This is a genomic window from Faecalibacterium prausnitzii (genome assembly GCF_019967995.1).
Taxonomy (GTDB): domain Bacteria; phylum Bacillota; class Clostridia; order Oscillospirales; family Ruminococcaceae; genus Faecalibacterium; species Faecalibacterium prausnitzii_E.
Genome location: NZ_CP065377.1, coordinates 357,208 through 371,842 on the forward strand (window position 1 = coordinate 357,208; position 14,635 = coordinate 371,842).

The window sequence follows — 14,635 nt, forward strand, 5'->3', positions numbered from 1 at the left end:
CATAATGAAACTTCATGAACTGCACGCGATTCCCGGCGCAAACAAGGCTGTGACCCGCAAGGGCCGCGGCATTGGCTCCGGCAATGGCAAGACTGCCGGTTTCGGCAGCAAGGGCCAGAAGGCCCGTTCCGGCGTGAAGCACGCTGGTTTCGAGGGCGGCCAGATGCCTCTGGCACGCCGCCTGCCGAAGGTTGGCTTTAACAACATCTTTGCTACCCAGTATGCCATCGTCAACGTGGCAGACCTGGAAGCAGCTTTTGAGGCCGGTGCCGTTGTTGACACCGAGGCTCTGAAGGCAAAGGGTCTGGTCAAGAAGACTCTGGACGGTGTTAAGGTCCTGGGCAACGGCGAGCTGACCAAGGCTCTGACCGTCAAGGCCGCAGCCTATTCCGCTTCTGCCAAAGAGAAAATCGAAAAGGCAGGCGGAAAGGCTGAGGTGATGTAAGGTGTTTCAGACATTCCGTAACGCATGGAAGATTCCCGAGCTGAAAAATCGTCTCCTGTTCACGCTGGCGATCCTCGTGGTGTATCGTCTGGGCTGCGCCATCCCCGTTCCGTTCATCACCGGCTCTGCACTGAGCCAGATGTTCTCGAACGGCAACATGCTCTCGTACCTTGATATGATGAGCGGCGGTGCGTTGTCCCGGTGCACACTCTTCGCGTTAGGTGTGACACCTTATATCAACGCTTCCATCATTGTGCAGCTGCTCACCGTTGCGATCCCTTCGCTGGAAAACATCGCGAAGGAGCCGGACGGCCAGAACAAGCTGCAGCAGATCACCCGGTATGCCGGCGGCGTCATCGCTCTGGTGATGAGCCTTGGCTACTATTTCGTGGTCCGCAATATGGGCGCACTGAAGTATACGAACGGCGCGGCTGGCATCTTTACCGCCGTGGTCATCATCGCCACCTTCACCGCAGGTGCTCAGCTGATCACCTGGTGCGGCGAGCAGATCGATGACAAGGGCATCGGCAACGGCCTGTCCCTTCTGATCTTCTCTTCGATCGTTTCCAACTGGTCCAGCGTCTACACCACGGTCACGGGTCTGCTGACCCGCGCCGCCGCAGGCGAGACCAAGTTCTATATCCTGCTGCCCCTGCTGGTCGTGCTGGCACTGGTCGTGATCGTGTTCATCGTCATCATGACGAATGCAGAACGCCGCATCACCATCCAGTATGCAAAGCGCGTGGTGGGCCGCAAGCAGATGGGCGGGCAGAACAGCTATCTGCCGCTGAAGCTGAACATGAGCGGCGTCATGCCCATCATCTTCGCTTCCGCTCTGGTTTCGATCCCCGGCACGATCGGCAGCTTTTTGCAGATCGACCAGGCAGCACATCCGTTCTGGTATGCGTTTTTCCATACCTTCAACTACACGTCTGCGCTGTATGTGGTCATCTACCTGCTGCTGATCCTGGCCTTCAACTACTTCTATGTGGCCATCCAGTACAACCCTGTGGAGATCGCCAACAATCTGCGCCGTAACAACGGCTCGATCCCCGGCTTCCGTCCCGGCAAGCCGACCAGCGATTTCCTGACCCGCACCCTGAACAAGATCACCCTCATCGGCGCGATCTTCCTGGCTGCGGTGGCTGTACTGCCGATCATCCTTGGCAACCTGACCGGTATGAGCATCCAGCTGGGCGGTACCAGCCTGCTGATCGTTGTGGGTGTTGCACTCGACACGACCCGCAGCCTGGACAGCTTCATGACGATGCGCAACCACAAAGGCTTCCTCGGCTGATCCAATAAAGCACGGATGTGAGAAAGCACTGGAAAGGAGAGTACGACTCGAACTTTTCAGTGCTTTTTTGCTTTGGTGAGTCGTTAGCCGACTCAAACAAAAATACGAACGTCCTTTTATAAGAGGAAAGGAGCCATCCTATGAATCTGATTCTGTTGGGCGCACCTGGCGCCGGCAAGGGCACGCAGGCAGAGATCATCTGCGCAAAGCTGAACATTCCTTCCATCAGCACCGGCAACATCCTGCGTGCGGCTGTGAAGGAAGGCACCGAGATGGGCCTGAAAGCCAAGAGCTTCATGGACGCCGGTGCGCTGGTGCCCGATGAGGTCATCATCGGCATCCTGAAGGATCGTCTGTCCGAGGCAGACTGTGCCAATGGTTTCATCCTGGACGGTGTGCCCCGCACCATCGCGCAGGCCGAGGCCATTGAGACCATGGGCATCCGCATCGACAAGGTGCTGGAGCTGCAGGTCGAGGACAATGTGATCGTGGACCGCATGGGCGGCCGCCGCGTCTGCGAGAAGTGCGGCGCAAGCTACCACATCGTCAACAAGAAGAGCAAGGTGGAAGGCGTCTGCGACTGCTGCGGCGGTAAGCTCGTCATCCGCAAGGACGATCAGCCCGCAACGGTGCTCGACCGCCTGAATGCTTACCATGAGCAGACCGAGCCGCTGGTGGAGTTCTACCGCACCCGCGGCAAGCTGGCTGCCATCCCGTTCTGCCCCTCCATCGAGGAGACCACGGCTGAGATCATGAAGGCTTTGGAGGCATAAACGTGATTCAGATCAAGAATGCGAAAGAACTGGACGGGATGCGCCGGGCAAATGCCCTGAGCGCAGCTGCCCTGAAGTACGGTGGCGAGCACATCGAGGCCGGCATGACCACCTGGGAGCTGGATAAGCTGATCTATGAGTTCATCGTGAAGCACGGCGGCATCCCCAACTTCAAGGGACTGTACGGTTTTCCGGGAACCGCCTGCATCAGCCTGAATGATACCATCATCCACGGCATCCCGTCGCATGATATCGTCATCCGCCCCGGCGACATCGTCAGCATCGACACCGGTGCCAAGGTGGACGGCTTCAACGGCGACAACGCCTGCACCTATGCGGTGGGCAAGATCGACCTGGAAGCCCAGCGCCTGCTGGACGTGACCAAGGCCGCGCTGTACAAGGGCATCGAGCAGGCCAAGGCAGGCAACCGCATCGGCGATATCGGCTGTGCGGTGCAGAGTTACTGCGAGGACGCAGGCTTCTCCGTCGTCCGCGAGTTCGTTGGCCATGGCACCGGCCATGAGCTGCACGAGGACCCCGAAGTGCCCAACTACGGCCATGCAGGCCGCGGCCCGCGTCTGGTGCCCGGCATGACCATCGCCATTGAGCCGATGATCTGCCAGTACGACTGCAAGATCACCCAGTCCAAGGACGGCTGGACCGTCAAGACCAAGGACGGCGGCCTGGCAGCGCACTTTGAGCACTCCATCGCCATCCTCAAGGATCACACCGAGATCATGACCCGCAGCTGGGATGACCCCGATTTTGACCCGGATAGCTTCCGCTTCCAGTAAGCACAAGCGCGCTGAGACCTCCCTTCGGGGAGGTCTTTTTTGGTCGTCAGACCTGTGATTTGTGCAATTCCGACAAGTTTTAGTGAAAAAGTTTCATCCTACAGGGTGAGACGCCCGAAACACGGCACGGAAAAGGACCGGTTTTGCATCAGAGGAAATTTTTATCGGAAATACGGAAAAAAGCACTTGCAAAATGGATGCAAAAGGTGTATAATCTATAAATGGCCGTGACAGCCAGATGCTTTCTCGGTGGACAGGGATTTTCTGCCCACTTTGCGGATTTTGTGCCGCAGGAGAAGAAGTATGTGGCGGTTATCGCCGCCTGTCCGTCAATTCATGGCAAACTGAGCAGATCCAATGAGGAGGCAAATAGCTTGTCTAAAGAAGACGTTATCGAAATCGAAGGCATTGTGCGTGAAGCCATGCCCAACGCCATCTTTAAGGTGGAAATGTTGAGCGAGGATAAGAACACCGGGAAGCTCACTCCCAGCGGGCACATCCTCTTAGCGCACATCTCCGGCAAGCTCCGGACCAATTTCATCCGTATCCTGCCCGGGGACAAGGTCACCGTAGAAATGTCGCCCTACGATCTTTCGAAGGGCCGCATCACCTGGCGCTCCAAATAAGCGTCAGGGTATCAACCAAAAGGAGGTTCAACATCATGAAGGTCAAGCCTTCCGTGAAACCCATCTGCGAAAAGTGCAAGGTCATCCGCCGCAAAGGCCGCGTGATGGTCATCTGCCAGAACCCCAAGCATAAGCAGCGCCAGGGCTAATTCGGGCGCCTGGGGGTCAAGTGCGTAGAGTCCCGGCGCAGACCCCGACACTGACATGGGATGATTTTGGAGGAAACTACTATGGCACGTATTGCCGGCGTTGACCTGCCCCGCGAGAAGCGCGTTCAGGTGGGTCTCACCTACGTTTACGGTATCGGTCAGACCACTGCTAACAAGATCCTGGAAGCAACTGGCATCAACCCCGATACCCGCGTCAAGGACCTGACTCTGGAAGAAGAGGCTAAGATCCGTGACTACATCGATCAGGCAAACATCATCGTTGAGGGCGACCTGCGCCGCAACGTTGCTCTGGACATCAAGCGCCTGGTCGAGATCCAGTCCTTCCGTGGCACCCGCCATCGCAAGAATCTGCCCTGCCGTGGCCAGCGCACCAAGACCAATGCACGTACCTGCAAGGGCCCGAAGCGCACGGTCGCTAACAAGAAGAAGTAAGGAGGATTTGAGAAATGGCAAGTGCAAATAATGCCAAGAAGGGCGCAAATGTCCGCATGAAGCGGAAAGAGCGCAAGAATATTGCTGCTGGTCAGGCTCATATCCAGTCTACCTTCAACAATACCGTTGTTACCATCACCGACCTGCAGGGTAATGCAGTGTCCTGGTGCTCCTCTGGCTCCCTGAACTTCCGTGGCAGCCGCAAGAGCACTCCGTTTGCAGCCCAGTCTGCTGCTGAGACCGCAGCAAAGGTCGCAATCGAGCATGGCATGAAGACCGTTGAGGTCTACGTCAAGGGCCCCGGCGCTGGCCGTGAGTCCGCTATCCGTGCACTTCAGGCTACCGGCCTGGAAGTCACCCTGATCAAGGACGTGACTCCCATCCCCCACAACGGCTGCCGTCCCCCGAAGCGCCGTCGTGTCTGATCGAAGGAGGAAATTGAATTATGGCAAAGAATACGCAGCCTATCGCAAAGCGTTGCAAGGCCCTGGGCATTTCTCCTGCGGTCATGGGCTATGCAAAGAAGAATACCACCCGCAACTCCAATGGCAACATGCGCAAGAAGCAGTCTGAGTACGCTTCTCAGCTGAAGGAAAAGCAGAAGGTCAAGTTCATCTACGGCGTTCTGGAAAAGCAGTTCCACAATGCTTACCTGCGTGCTGAGGCAATGCCCGGCAAGACCGGTGAGAACCTGCTCCAGCTCATGGAGCGCCGCCTGGACAACGTCGTGTTCCGCCTGGGCTTTGCTCAGACCCGCCGCGACGCCCGCCAGCTGGTGAGCCACGCTCACTTCACCGTCAATGGCAAGAAGGTCAACATCCCCTCTTACCAGATCAAGGCCGGTGACGTGATCGAGGTCCGTGAGTCCAGCCGTTCTTCTGCAAAGTTCGCAAAGCTGACTGGCCCTGAGGCTCCCGTCGTGGCTCTGCCTTCCTGGCTGGACCGCGAGGCCGGCACCCTGAAGGGCGTCGTCACCAAGCTCCCTGAGCGCAGCGACATCGACTACGAAGTTGCAGAGCACCTCATCGTCGAGCTGTACTCCAAGTAATCCATTAAGAAGGACGAGCCTTCCGGATGGATGGCAGTCTTTCGCATTCTTTTCTTTGAAAGAATTTAATAATGGGCCGACGGCAACGTCGGTTTGACAAGGAGGGCATAGATATGATGGAGATTGAACGTCCCAAAATCGAAACGGCAAGCCTGTCCCCGGATGGCCGCTACGGCAGATTCGTCGCGGAGCCCCTGGAACGTGGCTTTGGCATCACACTGGGCAACAGCCTGCGTCGTGTGCTTCTTTCCTCTCTGCCCGGTGTCGCCGTGACCAGCGTCAAGATCGACGGCGTGGTCCACGAGTTCTCCACCATTGAGGGCGTCAAGGAAGACGTTACCGAAATTGTCCTGAACCTGAAGGGTATTGCTGCAAAGCTGTACACCGATGGTCCGAAGACAGTGCGTGTTGAGGCAGTGGGCCCCTGTGAGGTCACCGCTGACAACATCAAGCAGGGCGACGATATTGAGATCCTGAACCCTGAATGGCACATTGCGACCCTGGGCGAGGGCGGCAAGCTCGTCATGGAGCTCACCTTCGATAAGGGCCGCGGCTATGTGCCCGCAGAGCGCAATAAGCAGGCCATCGTCGAGAAGAACGACATCAACACTCTTCCCGTCGATAGCATTTACACCCCTGTTCTCAAGGTGAATTACAATGTTGAGAACACCCGTGTTGGCCAGGCAATCGATTATGACAAGCTGACCATTGAGGTTTGGACCGATGGCACGATCAATGCGCAGGAGGCCGTTTCTCTGGCTGCCCGCGTGCTGACCGAGCACCTGAACCTGTTCGTCAACCTGTCCGATGAGGCCGCTGGCACCGAGATCATGGTGGAGAAGACCAACGACGACAAGGAGAAGGCTCTGGAGATGACCATCGAAGAGCTGGATCTGAGCGTCCGTTCCTTCAACTGCCTGAAGCGTGCCGGTATCAACACGGTCGAGGATCTGGTCAGCAAGAGCGAGGACGAAATGATGAAGGTTCGCAACCTCGGCCGCAAGAGCCTGGAGGAAGTCATGGCGAAGCTGGACTCCCTCGGCTTCAAGCTGAACACAGACGATGAATAACTAAAATAATTAAGGAGTGAAACGGGATGCCCGGTACCAGAAAGCTCGGTAGAACCAGCGACAGCCGCAACGCTATGATGCGCGCCATGGTTACCTACCTGTTGGAGAATGGCAAGATTGAGACCACTGTCACTCGCGCTAAGGACGTTCGTTCCATGGCCGAGAAGATGATCAGCCTTGGCAAGGCAAGCGACCTGCACACCAAGCGTCAGGTGTATGCCTACATCACCAAGGAAGATGTTGCAAAGAAGCTGTTTGATGAGATCAGCCCCAAGTACGCTGACCGCAACGGCGGCTACACCCGCATCATCAAGATCGGCGCTCGCCGCGGCGACGCTGCTGAGATGGCAGTTCTGGAGCTCGTCTGATCGACTCTGACTGTAGAAACAGTGTAACGAAACGCTCTTTCCCTTCGGGGGGAGGGCGTTTTTTGTTGCCCGGAAGCGCGATTCGTGCTATACTGAATACTGTATACGCAGCCGGGAGTTTTCCACAGAAAGGAGGGACTGCGGTTGAAACGACGACACTTCCTGTCGCTTGCGGCCTGCGGCCTGCTGGGGCTGCTGCCGGGGTGCAGCTTCCCCATGACGGACAACATGCAGGTCGAGGATCTGCTGCGCGCTCCGCGCCTTTCGGGTGATTACGGTGCGCTGCAAAGTGCCCTGAACGACTGGCTGGGCGAGAGTGCGCAGCTCAAATACCCCATGCAGGGGGAGTTGCTTTCACCCTTCCTGCTGCAGGATCTGGACGGCGACGGCGAACAGGACGCCGCCGTGCTCTACACGACGGCCCAGTCCTCCAACGTCTGCATCGCCTTTTTGCAGAAGGATGCCGCAGGCGCGTGGAAGGTGCAGCAGACCATCGAGGGTCTGGCTGACACAGTGGACAATGTCCGGCTGGCGCAGTTGCAGGACGGAAACGCTGTGCAGCTGGTGGTGGGCTATCTGGCTGCACAGGGGGACAGCTATCTGGCCGTCTATTCCTACGAACACGGCGAGGTGAACGCCATTCTGGAGCAGTCCTACGAGCAGTACCTCGTGGAGGACATCACCGGCGGCGGCAACGAGGACCTGATCCTGATGTCCACGCTGGAGGACGGCGGGGTGCAGATCGAGCTGCTGACCGTGAACCGGGACGGCAGCTTCCAGCAGGTGGCCGTCATGGGCCTGTCGGCGGACAAGTTCTCCGGCTGCGCCTCGGTGGCGTCGGGCCTGGGAGCGGACGGACGGCATTATCTGGTGCTGGACGGCTGGACCGGCATTTCCGGCAACAATCTGGCCACGGTGCTCCTGCGCTTCGATGAAGAGAGCCAGCAGATGATCCCGGCCGAGCAGATCAGCGCCAGCGCGCTCTACAGCGCCTCACTGCGCAACGTGCCGAACCTCGTCAGCCGCGACCTGGACGGCGACGGCACGGTGGAGATCCCTACCCAGCCGGACGAGGCCGGTCTACTGAACATGAGCCAGAGCCGACGGATGGACTTCATCGTCTGGATGGACTACACCCGGCCCGACCCGGAAAAGAGCTTCGGCCTGCTGGACGAAGAGACGAACTGTTACATCGAGCTGCCCGCCGAGTGGGAGGGCAACCTGCTGCTCACCGACAGCGCCGACATCGACGATGCGGTGGAGCTGCGCACGGTGGACGAAAACAAGCTGGTGCTCACCCTGCGGCTGGTGCCGTCCAGCGCCAGCGCGGCGGGCTGGACCCGGCTGGGCGTGGTGGCATCCCGCCAGATGCAGGCAAAGCTGGGCGAGGATGCCGTCATCCAGGACCAGACCTATCGGCTGTCCCGCTCGCTGTATCGGCTGAACTGAGCCGGTCCGACCGGCTGGATGCAATCCAAAAGAAATTGATTGAAAATAGACCGGCCCCGCGGTCACACCGGGGCGGAATAGAACGGAGGCATGTTGTAGATGGTCAAGGTACTTGTTGTGGAGGACGAAGCCAGCATCCGCGAGATGATCGCGCTGAACCTGCGGCGGGCCGGGATGGAGGCCGTGGAGGCCGACAGCGCCGAGGCTGCGCTCCCGCTGCTGGAGCAGAGACCGGGCTGCGATGCGGCCATTCTGGATGTGATGCTGCCCGGCATGAACGGCTTCTCGCTCTGCGAGACCATCCGCCGCACCGACCAGAAGATCGGCATCATCATTCTCAGCGCCAAAGGGCAGGAGCAGGATAAGATCCGCGGCCTGTCCATCGGTGCCGACGACTATATGACCAAGCCGTTCAGCGTCAGCGAGCTGCTGGCCCGCGTGGAGGCGCTCTGCCGCCGTGTGAACCGCTCGACGGGCGGAGAGAACGGAAAGGAAGCTGCCCCCGCCGCCCTCGTCAGCGGCGATTTCGTGCTGGACGAGAACCGCCGTGTCCTGCTCAAGGCGGGCCGCCCCATCGAGCTGACGCAGGTGGAGTTCCAGATCATGGAGCTGTTCTTCCACAACCCCGGCATCGCGTTGGTGCGGGAAAAGATCCTCAAGGGCGTCTGGGGCGAAAACTACTTCGGCGACGTGAAGATCGTGGATGTGAACATCCGCCGCCTGCGGATGAAGGTGGAGGATGAGCCGAGCCACCCGACCCACATCATGACGGTGTGGGGCTACGGCTACCGGTGGGAAGAATGACCCGCTCCGGCTCACAAAAGGCAGACTGAGGAAGGGAGGTGCGCAGGGTGAGAAGCGGAATCACGAGGCGATGGCTGCGGGGCAGCCTGATGCTGACGGTGTTGCTGTTGATACTGGTCGAAGGCATGTTCCTGTACAGCTGCTCACGCAACTACTACAACAGCGTCCAGCAGACGATGTACCGCCGCTTTTCCTCGGTGAACGGCCAGCTGAAGATGTACACCGGCGACACAGCCCAGAAAACTGCCGCCAACCGCAGCGTGGCCCTGCGCCGGATGGTAGAGCAGTTCTCCGATAAGGACAAATACGAGTTTATGCTGCTGGACAGCTACGGCGGCGTCATCGCATCATCCAGCGGCACCGATGCCGAGGGCATCCTGAGCAGTGTTGACTTTGAGCGGGCGCAGGAGAACGCCGACGGCATGGGGATGGCCATCTATCGCACCGCCAGCAATGAGATGGTCATGGCCGTCTGCTGTCTGGTGCCCTATGCAGCCGAAGACGTGGCGGCCATGCGGCTCGTCACGAGCCTGACCCTCATCCAGAACCAGATGAAAAGCGTCTTCCTCATCAGCATCGTGGTGGTGGTGGTCATTCTGGGCTTTACGGTGGCGTCCGGTCTGTATTTCGTGCGCAGCATCGTGGTCCCGCTGGGGCAGGTGGAGCGCACCGCCGCCAGCATCGCGCGGGGAGAACTGGACGTCCGCCTGCCCGTGACCGGCGACAGCCGCGACGAGGTGGACCGCCTGCGCGGCACCATCAACCAGATGGCCGAGGGGCTGGAAGAGACCGAGAAGATGAAGAATGAGTTCATCAGCTCGGTGTCCCATGAGCTGCGCACACCGCTGACCTCCATCCGGGGCTGGGTGGAAACGCTGCGCACCCTCGACGACCCGGAGGACGAGAATTACCGCAAAGGCTTGGAGATCATCAACAACGAGACGGCCCGCCTGTACAACATGGTGGAGGAGCTGCTGGATTTCAGCCGCCTGCAGAACGGCCGCCTGAAGATGGATTGCCGCCTGCTGGACCTTGTGGCCGAGCTGACGGACGCCGTCCTCTTCTGCGAGGCCCGCATCCAGCGGGAGGGGCTGCTGCTCTCCTACAACGAGCCGGAGGAGATGATCCCCGTCTATGCCGACCCGGACCGCCTGCGGCAGGTGTTCATCAACATCCTGGACAATGCCATCAAGTATTCGGCCCCCGGCGGGCGCATCACCGTGAAAATCTGGCAGGGTGAGTATAAGGCCTTCATCGAGATCATCGACCAGGGCCGGGGCATCCCGCCGGAAGACCTGGAAAACGTGAAGACCAAGTTCTACAAGGGCAGCAACTCGGTGCGCGGCAGCGGCATCGGTCTGGCGCTGGTGGATTCCATCATGACGGCGCTGGACGGCACGCTCGACCTCAAGAGTACCCTGGGCCGGGGCACCGTGGTCACGCTGGGCCTGCCCCTTTATAAGCGCTGAGAAGATTTTGACACAATTTTGCGGTAAAATGAGAACTGCAAAAAAATCGCCCGCCCGGCTCAGCCGTGTGCGGGGACAGGAGACATGGATGAATCAACCAAAACAGGAACGTTTCAAAACAAGCGTGGGCGGGCAGGCCCTGATGGAAGGCATCATGATGCGCGGCCCGAAGAACATCTGCTGCGCGGTGCGCAAGCCGGACGGCACCATTGAGACAAAGATCGAGCCGACCCCAACCCACGGCATCTGGACGAAGATCCCCCTCGTGCGGGGGGCCATCTCGATGGTGGAGAGCCTCATCATGGGCTACCGGTACATGATGTATTCCGCACAGGTGAGCATGGGCGACGACTACGACCCCGAAGAGGAGGAGACCGCCTTTGAAAAATGGGTGGGCGACCACCTGGGCAAAAAGGCCGAGGATATCCTGCTGGGCGCTGCCGCCGTGCTGGGCGGACTGTTCGCCATCCTGCTGTTCACGGTGCTGCCGACCGTTCTGGTGGGCGGCGTCAATCGGCTGCTCCCGCTGGGCCGGTGGAGCAAAGTCATCCTCGAAGCGGTCCTGAAGGTGGCCATCTTCCTGAGCTATATGGTCGCCATCTCCAAAATGAAGGAGATCCACCGCGTGTTCGAGTACCACGGGGCCGAGCACAAGACCATCGCCTGTTATGAGGCAGGGGATGCGCTCACCGTGGAGAACGTCCGCAAATACACCCGCTTCCACCCCCGCTGCGGCACCAGCTTTCTGATCCTGGTCGTCATCGTCAGCGTCTTCCTGTACAGTGTGCTGCCCTGGTCCAGCACCGGGCTGCGGGTGGTGTTCAAACTGCTGCTCCTGCCGGTGGTCATGGGCATCAGCTACGAGCTGCTGAAGTGGTGCGGCCGATCTGACAACCTTGCCACCCGCATCATCCGACAGCCCGGCATCTGGGTGCAGCATCTGACCGTGTTCGAGCCGGACGACAGCATGATCGAAGTGGCCATTGCGGCGGTGACGCCCGTCCTGCCCGAAGACCCGGAGGACGGCAGATGGTGAACGAAGGCATCCTGCCCCGCGCGGCGCTGCGGCAGGTGGAGGCCCGGCTCACCGAGGCGGGCTGCCCCGATGCCGATTTTGATGCCGCCGAACTCTTCCGGCTGGCGGTGGGCGCAGACGCCCGGCTGGCCACGGCTCCGCTGACCGCCGCACAGGCGGCGCAGCTGGAAGCCCTGACCGCCCGCCGTGCCGACCGTGAGCCGCTGCAATACCTCTGCGGCAGCTGGCCGTTCCTCGACTTTGAGCTGGCGGTGGGGCCCGGTGTGCTCTGCCCCCGTGCCGATACCGAAGTGGTGGCCGAGGCCGCCGCTGAACTGCTGCGGGGCGTCCCGCACCCGAAGGTGCTGGACCTCTGCGCCGGGACCGGCTGTCTGGGCCTGGGCGTCCAGCGGTTCTGCCCGGCGGCAGAGGTGACGAGCCTGGAAAAAAGCCCGGCGGCGTTTGCGTATCTGACCCGGAATGCCCACCTGCCCAATGGGCTGCATCTGACCCCGGTGCAGGGAGACCTGTTCACCTATTGGGAGACTCTGCCGGAAGGGGAGCTGGACCTCATCGTGTCCAACCCGCCCTACCTGACCGCGGCCGAGATGGGGCAGCTACAGCCCGAAGTGGCACAGGAACCGGCCATGGCGCTGGCAGCGGGGGAGGACGGCCTTGTATTTTACCGTGCCCTCGCGGAACACTACCAGAGAGCGCTCCGCCCCGGCGGTGCACTGGCGCTGGAGATCGGCTGGCAGCAGCGGGAAGCCGTCACGGCCCTGCTGGAAGCAAACGGCTGGGTCGGGATCGCCTGCCGGAAGGACTACGGCGGCAACGACCGGGCCGTCACCGCAAGAAAACCCTGCAAGTGACCGCAAAGCCCGGCTGCCTGCCGCAAGACGCGTGGGCCTGCCCGGCCTGCCAAAGGGCGAGGGTTTGCGCCGACTTGCGGGTCAGCTTGCGAGGGAAAAATAATCGAAAAAACAAACAACTTCCTGTTGTAATATTCTGGATTTGTGATATACTATTAGAGAAAGAATCGGAATGCCCCGCGCAGGCGGCGGAACGAGCCGCGCCGGGAGAGGACAGCAAAGGAGAACACTATGGCAGCAAAGAATCAGAACACGGTCGTCACCGCGACCCAGAAGACCGAGCCGGGTGCCAAGAAGGACGCGCTGGCGACCGCGCTGGCCCAGATCGAAAAGCAGTTCGGCAAGGGTGCCGTCATGAAGCTGGGCGACAATGCCGCCATGCAGGTGGAAGCCATCTCCACCGGCAGCCTGGGTCTGGATATGGCATTGGGCGTGGGCGGTGTGCCGCGCGGCCGCATCGTCGAGGTGTACGGCCCGGAATCCAGCGGTAAGACCACGCTGGCCCTGCACATCCTGGCCGAGGCTCAGAAGCAGGGCGGCGAGGTCGCCTTCATCGACGTCGAGCACGCGCTGGACCCCGTGTATGCCGAGGCACTGGGCGTGGACATCAACAACCTGCTGGTCAGCCAGCCGGACACCGGTGAGCAGGCCATGGAGATCTGCGAGGCGCTGGTCCGTTCCGGTGCCATCGACGCCATCGTCGTGGACTCGGTCGCCGCCATGGTCCCCCGCGCCGAGATCGAGGGCGAGATGGGCGACAGCCACGTCGGCCTGCAGGCCCGCCTGATGAGCCAGGCCATGCGCAAACTGACCAGCGTCATTGGCAAGACCAACACGGTCTGCGTCTTCATCAACCAGCTGCGTGAGAAGGTCGGCGTCGTCTACGGCAACCCCGAAGTCACCACCGGCGGCCGTGCGCTGAAGTATTATTCCTCGGTGCGCATCGACATCCGCCGTGTGGAGGGCCTGAAGGACTCCTCCGGCCAGTTCATCGGCAACCACACCCGTGCCAAGATCGTGAAGAACAAGGTGGCCCCTCCGTTCCGTGAGGCCGAGTTCGACATCATGTTCGGCGAGGGCATTTCCAAGATGAGCGAACTCATTGATCTGGGCGTCAAGCTGGGCATCGTCCAGAAAAGCGGCGCATGGTTCAACTATGGCGATATCCGCCTGGGTCAGGGCCGCGACAACGCCAAACAGTTCCTGCGGGACAATCCGGAGCTGGCCAACGACATCGAGGGCCAGATCCGCGCCAATGCCGACAAGCTCTATGCCACCCGCCGCACCGCAAAGGCAGCCGCTGCTGCACCGGACGCCGGCAGCAAGGCCGAGTCCGCCCCGGCTAAGGAGCCGGTGGTCAAGGCTCCCGTCCGCAGCAGCGAGAGCGAACTGGACATCATGGTGGAAGAGTAAATGGCATGGTACCGTGGAGCCCGCCGCCCGCTGGACGAGGCGGAAAAATCCACCGATGCGGCCAAGGCCCGTGCCCGCGCGATGGAGCTGCTGGCTGGGCAGGAGCTGTCCTCCGGCGGCCTCTACGAGCGGCTGAACCGCCGCTTTGCCGGGCAGACGGCTGCCGCCGTGGTGGCTGAGATGGTGGAGCGGGAGTATGTCAACGATGCGCGCTATGCCGAGACCCGCGCCCACGGCTTGCTGGCGGCGAAAAAAAGCCGCCGCGCTGCCGCACAGAACCTGCGGCAGAAGGGCCTGAGCGCCCCGCAGATCGAACAGGCGCTGGACACGGTCTATGCCGCCGACGAGACCGGGGAAGACCCGGAGCTGGAAGCCGCCGCCGCGCTGGTGGCCAGCCGCTACCGCAAAAAACTGGAAGCCGGACGCCGCGACCTCGTGGTGGCCGCTCTGATGCGCCGGGGCTTTGCCTACCCGGTCATCCGGGACGCGATCCAGCGCGTGGAACAGGAATAACGGCTTGTTTGCACGGCCGCTTTGTCTCGCACACAGTGCCGGAACGGCCGTTCGGACGAACACCGGAACCGTAAAAA

At 60.6% G+C, this 14,635-nt stretch carries 18 protein-coding genes; all 18 read left to right on the plus strand.

What is annotated here, in order from left to right:
• Positions 1 to 4: 4 nt before the first annotated feature.
• A complete protein-coding gene (gene rplO / locus I5P96_RS01820; protein ID WP_055190698.1) occupies positions 5 to 445 on the plus strand; it encodes a 50S ribosomal protein L15 in 441 nt (146 codons plus the stop codon).
• A 1-nt stretch (position 446) separates the two neighbouring features.
• Positions 447 to 1,742 (plus strand): preprotein translocase subunit SecY, encoded by a 1,296-nt coding sequence (gene secY, locus I5P96_RS01825; RefSeq protein ID WP_223382871.1) that lies wholly within the window; start codon positions 447 to 449, stop codon positions 1,740 to 1,742.
• Positions 1,743 to 1,882: 140 nt separating this feature from the next.
• The gene (locus I5P96_RS01830) at positions 1,883 to 2,515 is read left to right on the plus strand and encodes an adenylate kinase (protein WP_118553500.1); all 633 of its coding nucleotides are present in this window, start codon (positions 1,883 to 1,885) and stop codon (positions 2,513 to 2,515) included.
• A gap of 2 nt (positions 2,516 to 2,517) precedes the next feature.
• On the plus strand, positions 2,518 to 3,309 hold the full coding sequence (gene map, locus I5P96_RS01835; protein WP_223382872.1) for a type I methionyl aminopeptidase: 792 nt from the start codon (positions 2,518 to 2,520) through the stop codon (positions 3,307 to 3,309).
• A 374-nt stretch (positions 3,310 to 3,683) separates the two neighbouring features.
• Positions 3,684 to 3,935 carry a translation initiation factor IF-1 gene (gene infA / locus I5P96_RS01840; RefSeq protein WP_005937979.1) on the plus strand — a complete coding sequence of 84 codons (252 nt, stop codon included), beginning with the start codon at positions 3,684 to 3,686 and terminating at the stop codon, positions 3,933 to 3,935.
• Between the two features lie 35 nt (positions 3,936 to 3,970).
• Positions 3,971 to 4,084 carry a 50S ribosomal protein L36 gene (rpmJ, locus tag I5P96_RS01845; protein WP_005921832.1) on the plus strand — a complete coding sequence of 38 codons (114 nt, stop codon included), beginning with the start codon at positions 3,971 to 3,973 and terminating at the stop codon, positions 4,082 to 4,084.
• A gap of 81 nt (positions 4,085 to 4,165) precedes the next feature.
• A complete protein-coding gene (gene rpsM, locus I5P96_RS01850; protein ID WP_005937976.1) occupies positions 4,166 to 4,537 on the plus strand; it encodes a 30S ribosomal protein S13 in 372 nt (123 codons plus the stop codon).
• Between the two features lie 14 nt (positions 4,538 to 4,551).
• Complete coding sequence (gene rpsK / locus I5P96_RS01855) at positions 4,552 to 4,962, plus strand: 30S ribosomal protein S11 (RefSeq protein WP_005934894.1); 411 nt, start codon at positions 4,552 to 4,554, stop codon at positions 4,960 to 4,962.
• A 20-nt stretch (positions 4,963 to 4,982) separates the two neighbouring features.
• Entirely contained in the window at positions 4,983 to 5,585 is a 603-nt protein-coding gene (gene rpsD / locus I5P96_RS01860) for a 30S ribosomal protein S4 (protein WP_097793116.1), read from the plus strand.
• Positions 5,586 to 5,698: 113 nt separating this feature from the next.
• Positions 5,699 to 6,655, plus strand: a complete 957-nt coding sequence (locus I5P96_RS01865; protein ID WP_097793115.1) for a DNA-directed RNA polymerase subunit alpha — start codon at positions 5,699 to 5,701, stop codon at positions 6,653 to 6,655.
• 26 nt (positions 6,656 to 6,681) lie between these two features.
• Positions 6,682 to 7,023, plus strand: coding sequence for a 50S ribosomal protein L17 (gene rplQ / locus I5P96_RS01870; protein WP_005921819.1), 342 nt, complete (start codon positions 6,682 to 6,684; stop codon positions 7,021 to 7,023).
• Positions 7,024 to 7,167: 144 nt separating this feature from the next.
• The gene (locus I5P96_RS01875) at positions 7,168 to 8,472 is read left to right on the plus strand and encodes a hypothetical protein (protein ID WP_223382873.1); all 1,305 of its coding nucleotides are present in this window, start codon (positions 7,168 to 7,170) and stop codon (positions 8,470 to 8,472) included.
• A 99-nt stretch (positions 8,473 to 8,571) separates the two neighbouring features.
• Positions 8,572 to 9,276 (plus strand): response regulator transcription factor, encoded by a 705-nt coding sequence (locus I5P96_RS01880; RefSeq protein ID WP_118553499.1) that lies wholly within the window; start codon positions 8,572 to 8,574, stop codon positions 9,274 to 9,276.
• Positions 9,277 to 9,323: 47 nt separating this feature from the next.
• Positions 9,324 to 10,745: a sensor histidine kinase gene (locus tag I5P96_RS01885; protein WP_223382874.1), complete on the plus strand. Its 1,422-nt coding sequence runs from the start codon at positions 9,324 to 9,326 to the stop codon at positions 10,743 to 10,745.
• 88 nt (positions 10,746 to 10,833) lie between these two features.
• Complete coding sequence (locus tag I5P96_RS01890; RefSeq protein WP_223382875.1) at positions 10,834 to 11,781, plus strand: DUF1385 domain-containing protein; 948 nt, start codon at positions 10,834 to 10,836, stop codon at positions 11,779 to 11,781.
• A complete protein-coding gene (gene prmC, locus I5P96_RS01895) occupies positions 11,775 to 12,632 on the plus strand; it encodes a peptide chain release factor N(5)-glutamine methyltransferase (RefSeq protein WP_223382876.1) in 858 nt (285 codons plus the stop codon). Before I5P96_RS01890 ends, prmC begins: the two co-directional genes overlap by 7 nt.
• Before the next feature lie 231 nt (positions 12,633 to 12,863).
• Positions 12,864 to 14,045 (plus strand): recombinase RecA, encoded by a 1,182-nt coding sequence (gene recA / locus I5P96_RS01900; RefSeq protein WP_097793110.1) that lies wholly within the window; start codon positions 12,864 to 12,866, stop codon positions 14,043 to 14,045.
• Complete coding sequence (locus I5P96_RS01905) at positions 14,046 to 14,558, plus strand: regulatory protein RecX (protein ID WP_223382877.1); 513 nt, start codon at positions 14,046 to 14,048, stop codon at positions 14,556 to 14,558.
• Positions 14,559 to 14,635: the final 77 nt, after the last annotated feature.

What these genes read in the sequence shown, in the direction of transcription:
- rplO (WP_055190698.1), top strand. Translation starts at nt 5, where the DNA reads ATGAAACTTCATGAACTGCACGCGATTCCCGGCGCAAACAAGGCTGTG.
- I5P96_RS01830 (WP_118553500.1), top strand. Translation starts at nt 1,883, where the DNA reads ATGAATCTGATTCTGTTGGGCGCACCTGGCGCCGGCAAGGGCACGCAG.
- rpmJ (WP_005921832.1), top strand. Translation starts at nt 3,971, where the DNA reads ATGAAGGTCAAGCCTTCCGTGAAACCCATCTGCGAAAAGTGCAAGGTC.
- rpsM (WP_005937976.1), top strand. Translation starts at nt 4,166, where the DNA reads ATGGCACGTATTGCCGGCGTTGACCTGCCCCGCGAGAAGCGCGTTCAG.
- rpsK (WP_005934894.1), top strand. Translation starts at nt 4,552, where the DNA reads ATGGCAAGTGCAAATAATGCCAAGAAGGGCGCAAATGTCCGCATGAAG.
- rpsD (WP_097793116.1), top strand. Translation starts at nt 4,983, where the DNA reads ATGGCAAAGAATACGCAGCCTATCGCAAAGCGTTGCAAGGCCCTGGGC.
- I5P96_RS01865 (WP_097793115.1), top strand. Translation starts at nt 5,699, where the DNA reads ATGATGGAGATTGAACGTCCCAAAATCGAAACGGCAAGCCTGTCCCCG.
- rplQ (WP_005921819.1), top strand. Translation starts at nt 6,682, where the DNA reads ATGCCCGGTACCAGAAAGCTCGGTAGAACCAGCGACAGCCGCAACGCT.
- I5P96_RS01880 (WP_118553499.1), top strand. Translation starts at nt 8,572, where the DNA reads ATGGTCAAGGTACTTGTTGTGGAGGACGAAGCCAGCATCCGCGAGATG.
- I5P96_RS01890 (WP_223382875.1), top strand. Translation starts at nt 10,834, where the DNA reads ATGAATCAACCAAAACAGGAACGTTTCAAAACAAGCGTGGGCGGGCAG.
- prmC (WP_223382876.1), top strand. Translation starts at nt 11,775, where the DNA reads ATGGTGAACGAAGGCATCCTGCCCCGCGCGGCGCTGCGGCAGGTGGAG.
- recA (WP_097793110.1), top strand. Translation starts at nt 12,864, where the DNA reads ATGGCAGCAAAGAATCAGAACACGGTCGTCACCGCGACCCAGAAGACC.
- I5P96_RS01905 (WP_223382877.1), top strand. Translation starts at nt 14,046, where the DNA reads ATGGCATGGTACCGTGGAGCCCGCCGCCCGCTGGACGAGGCGGAAAAA.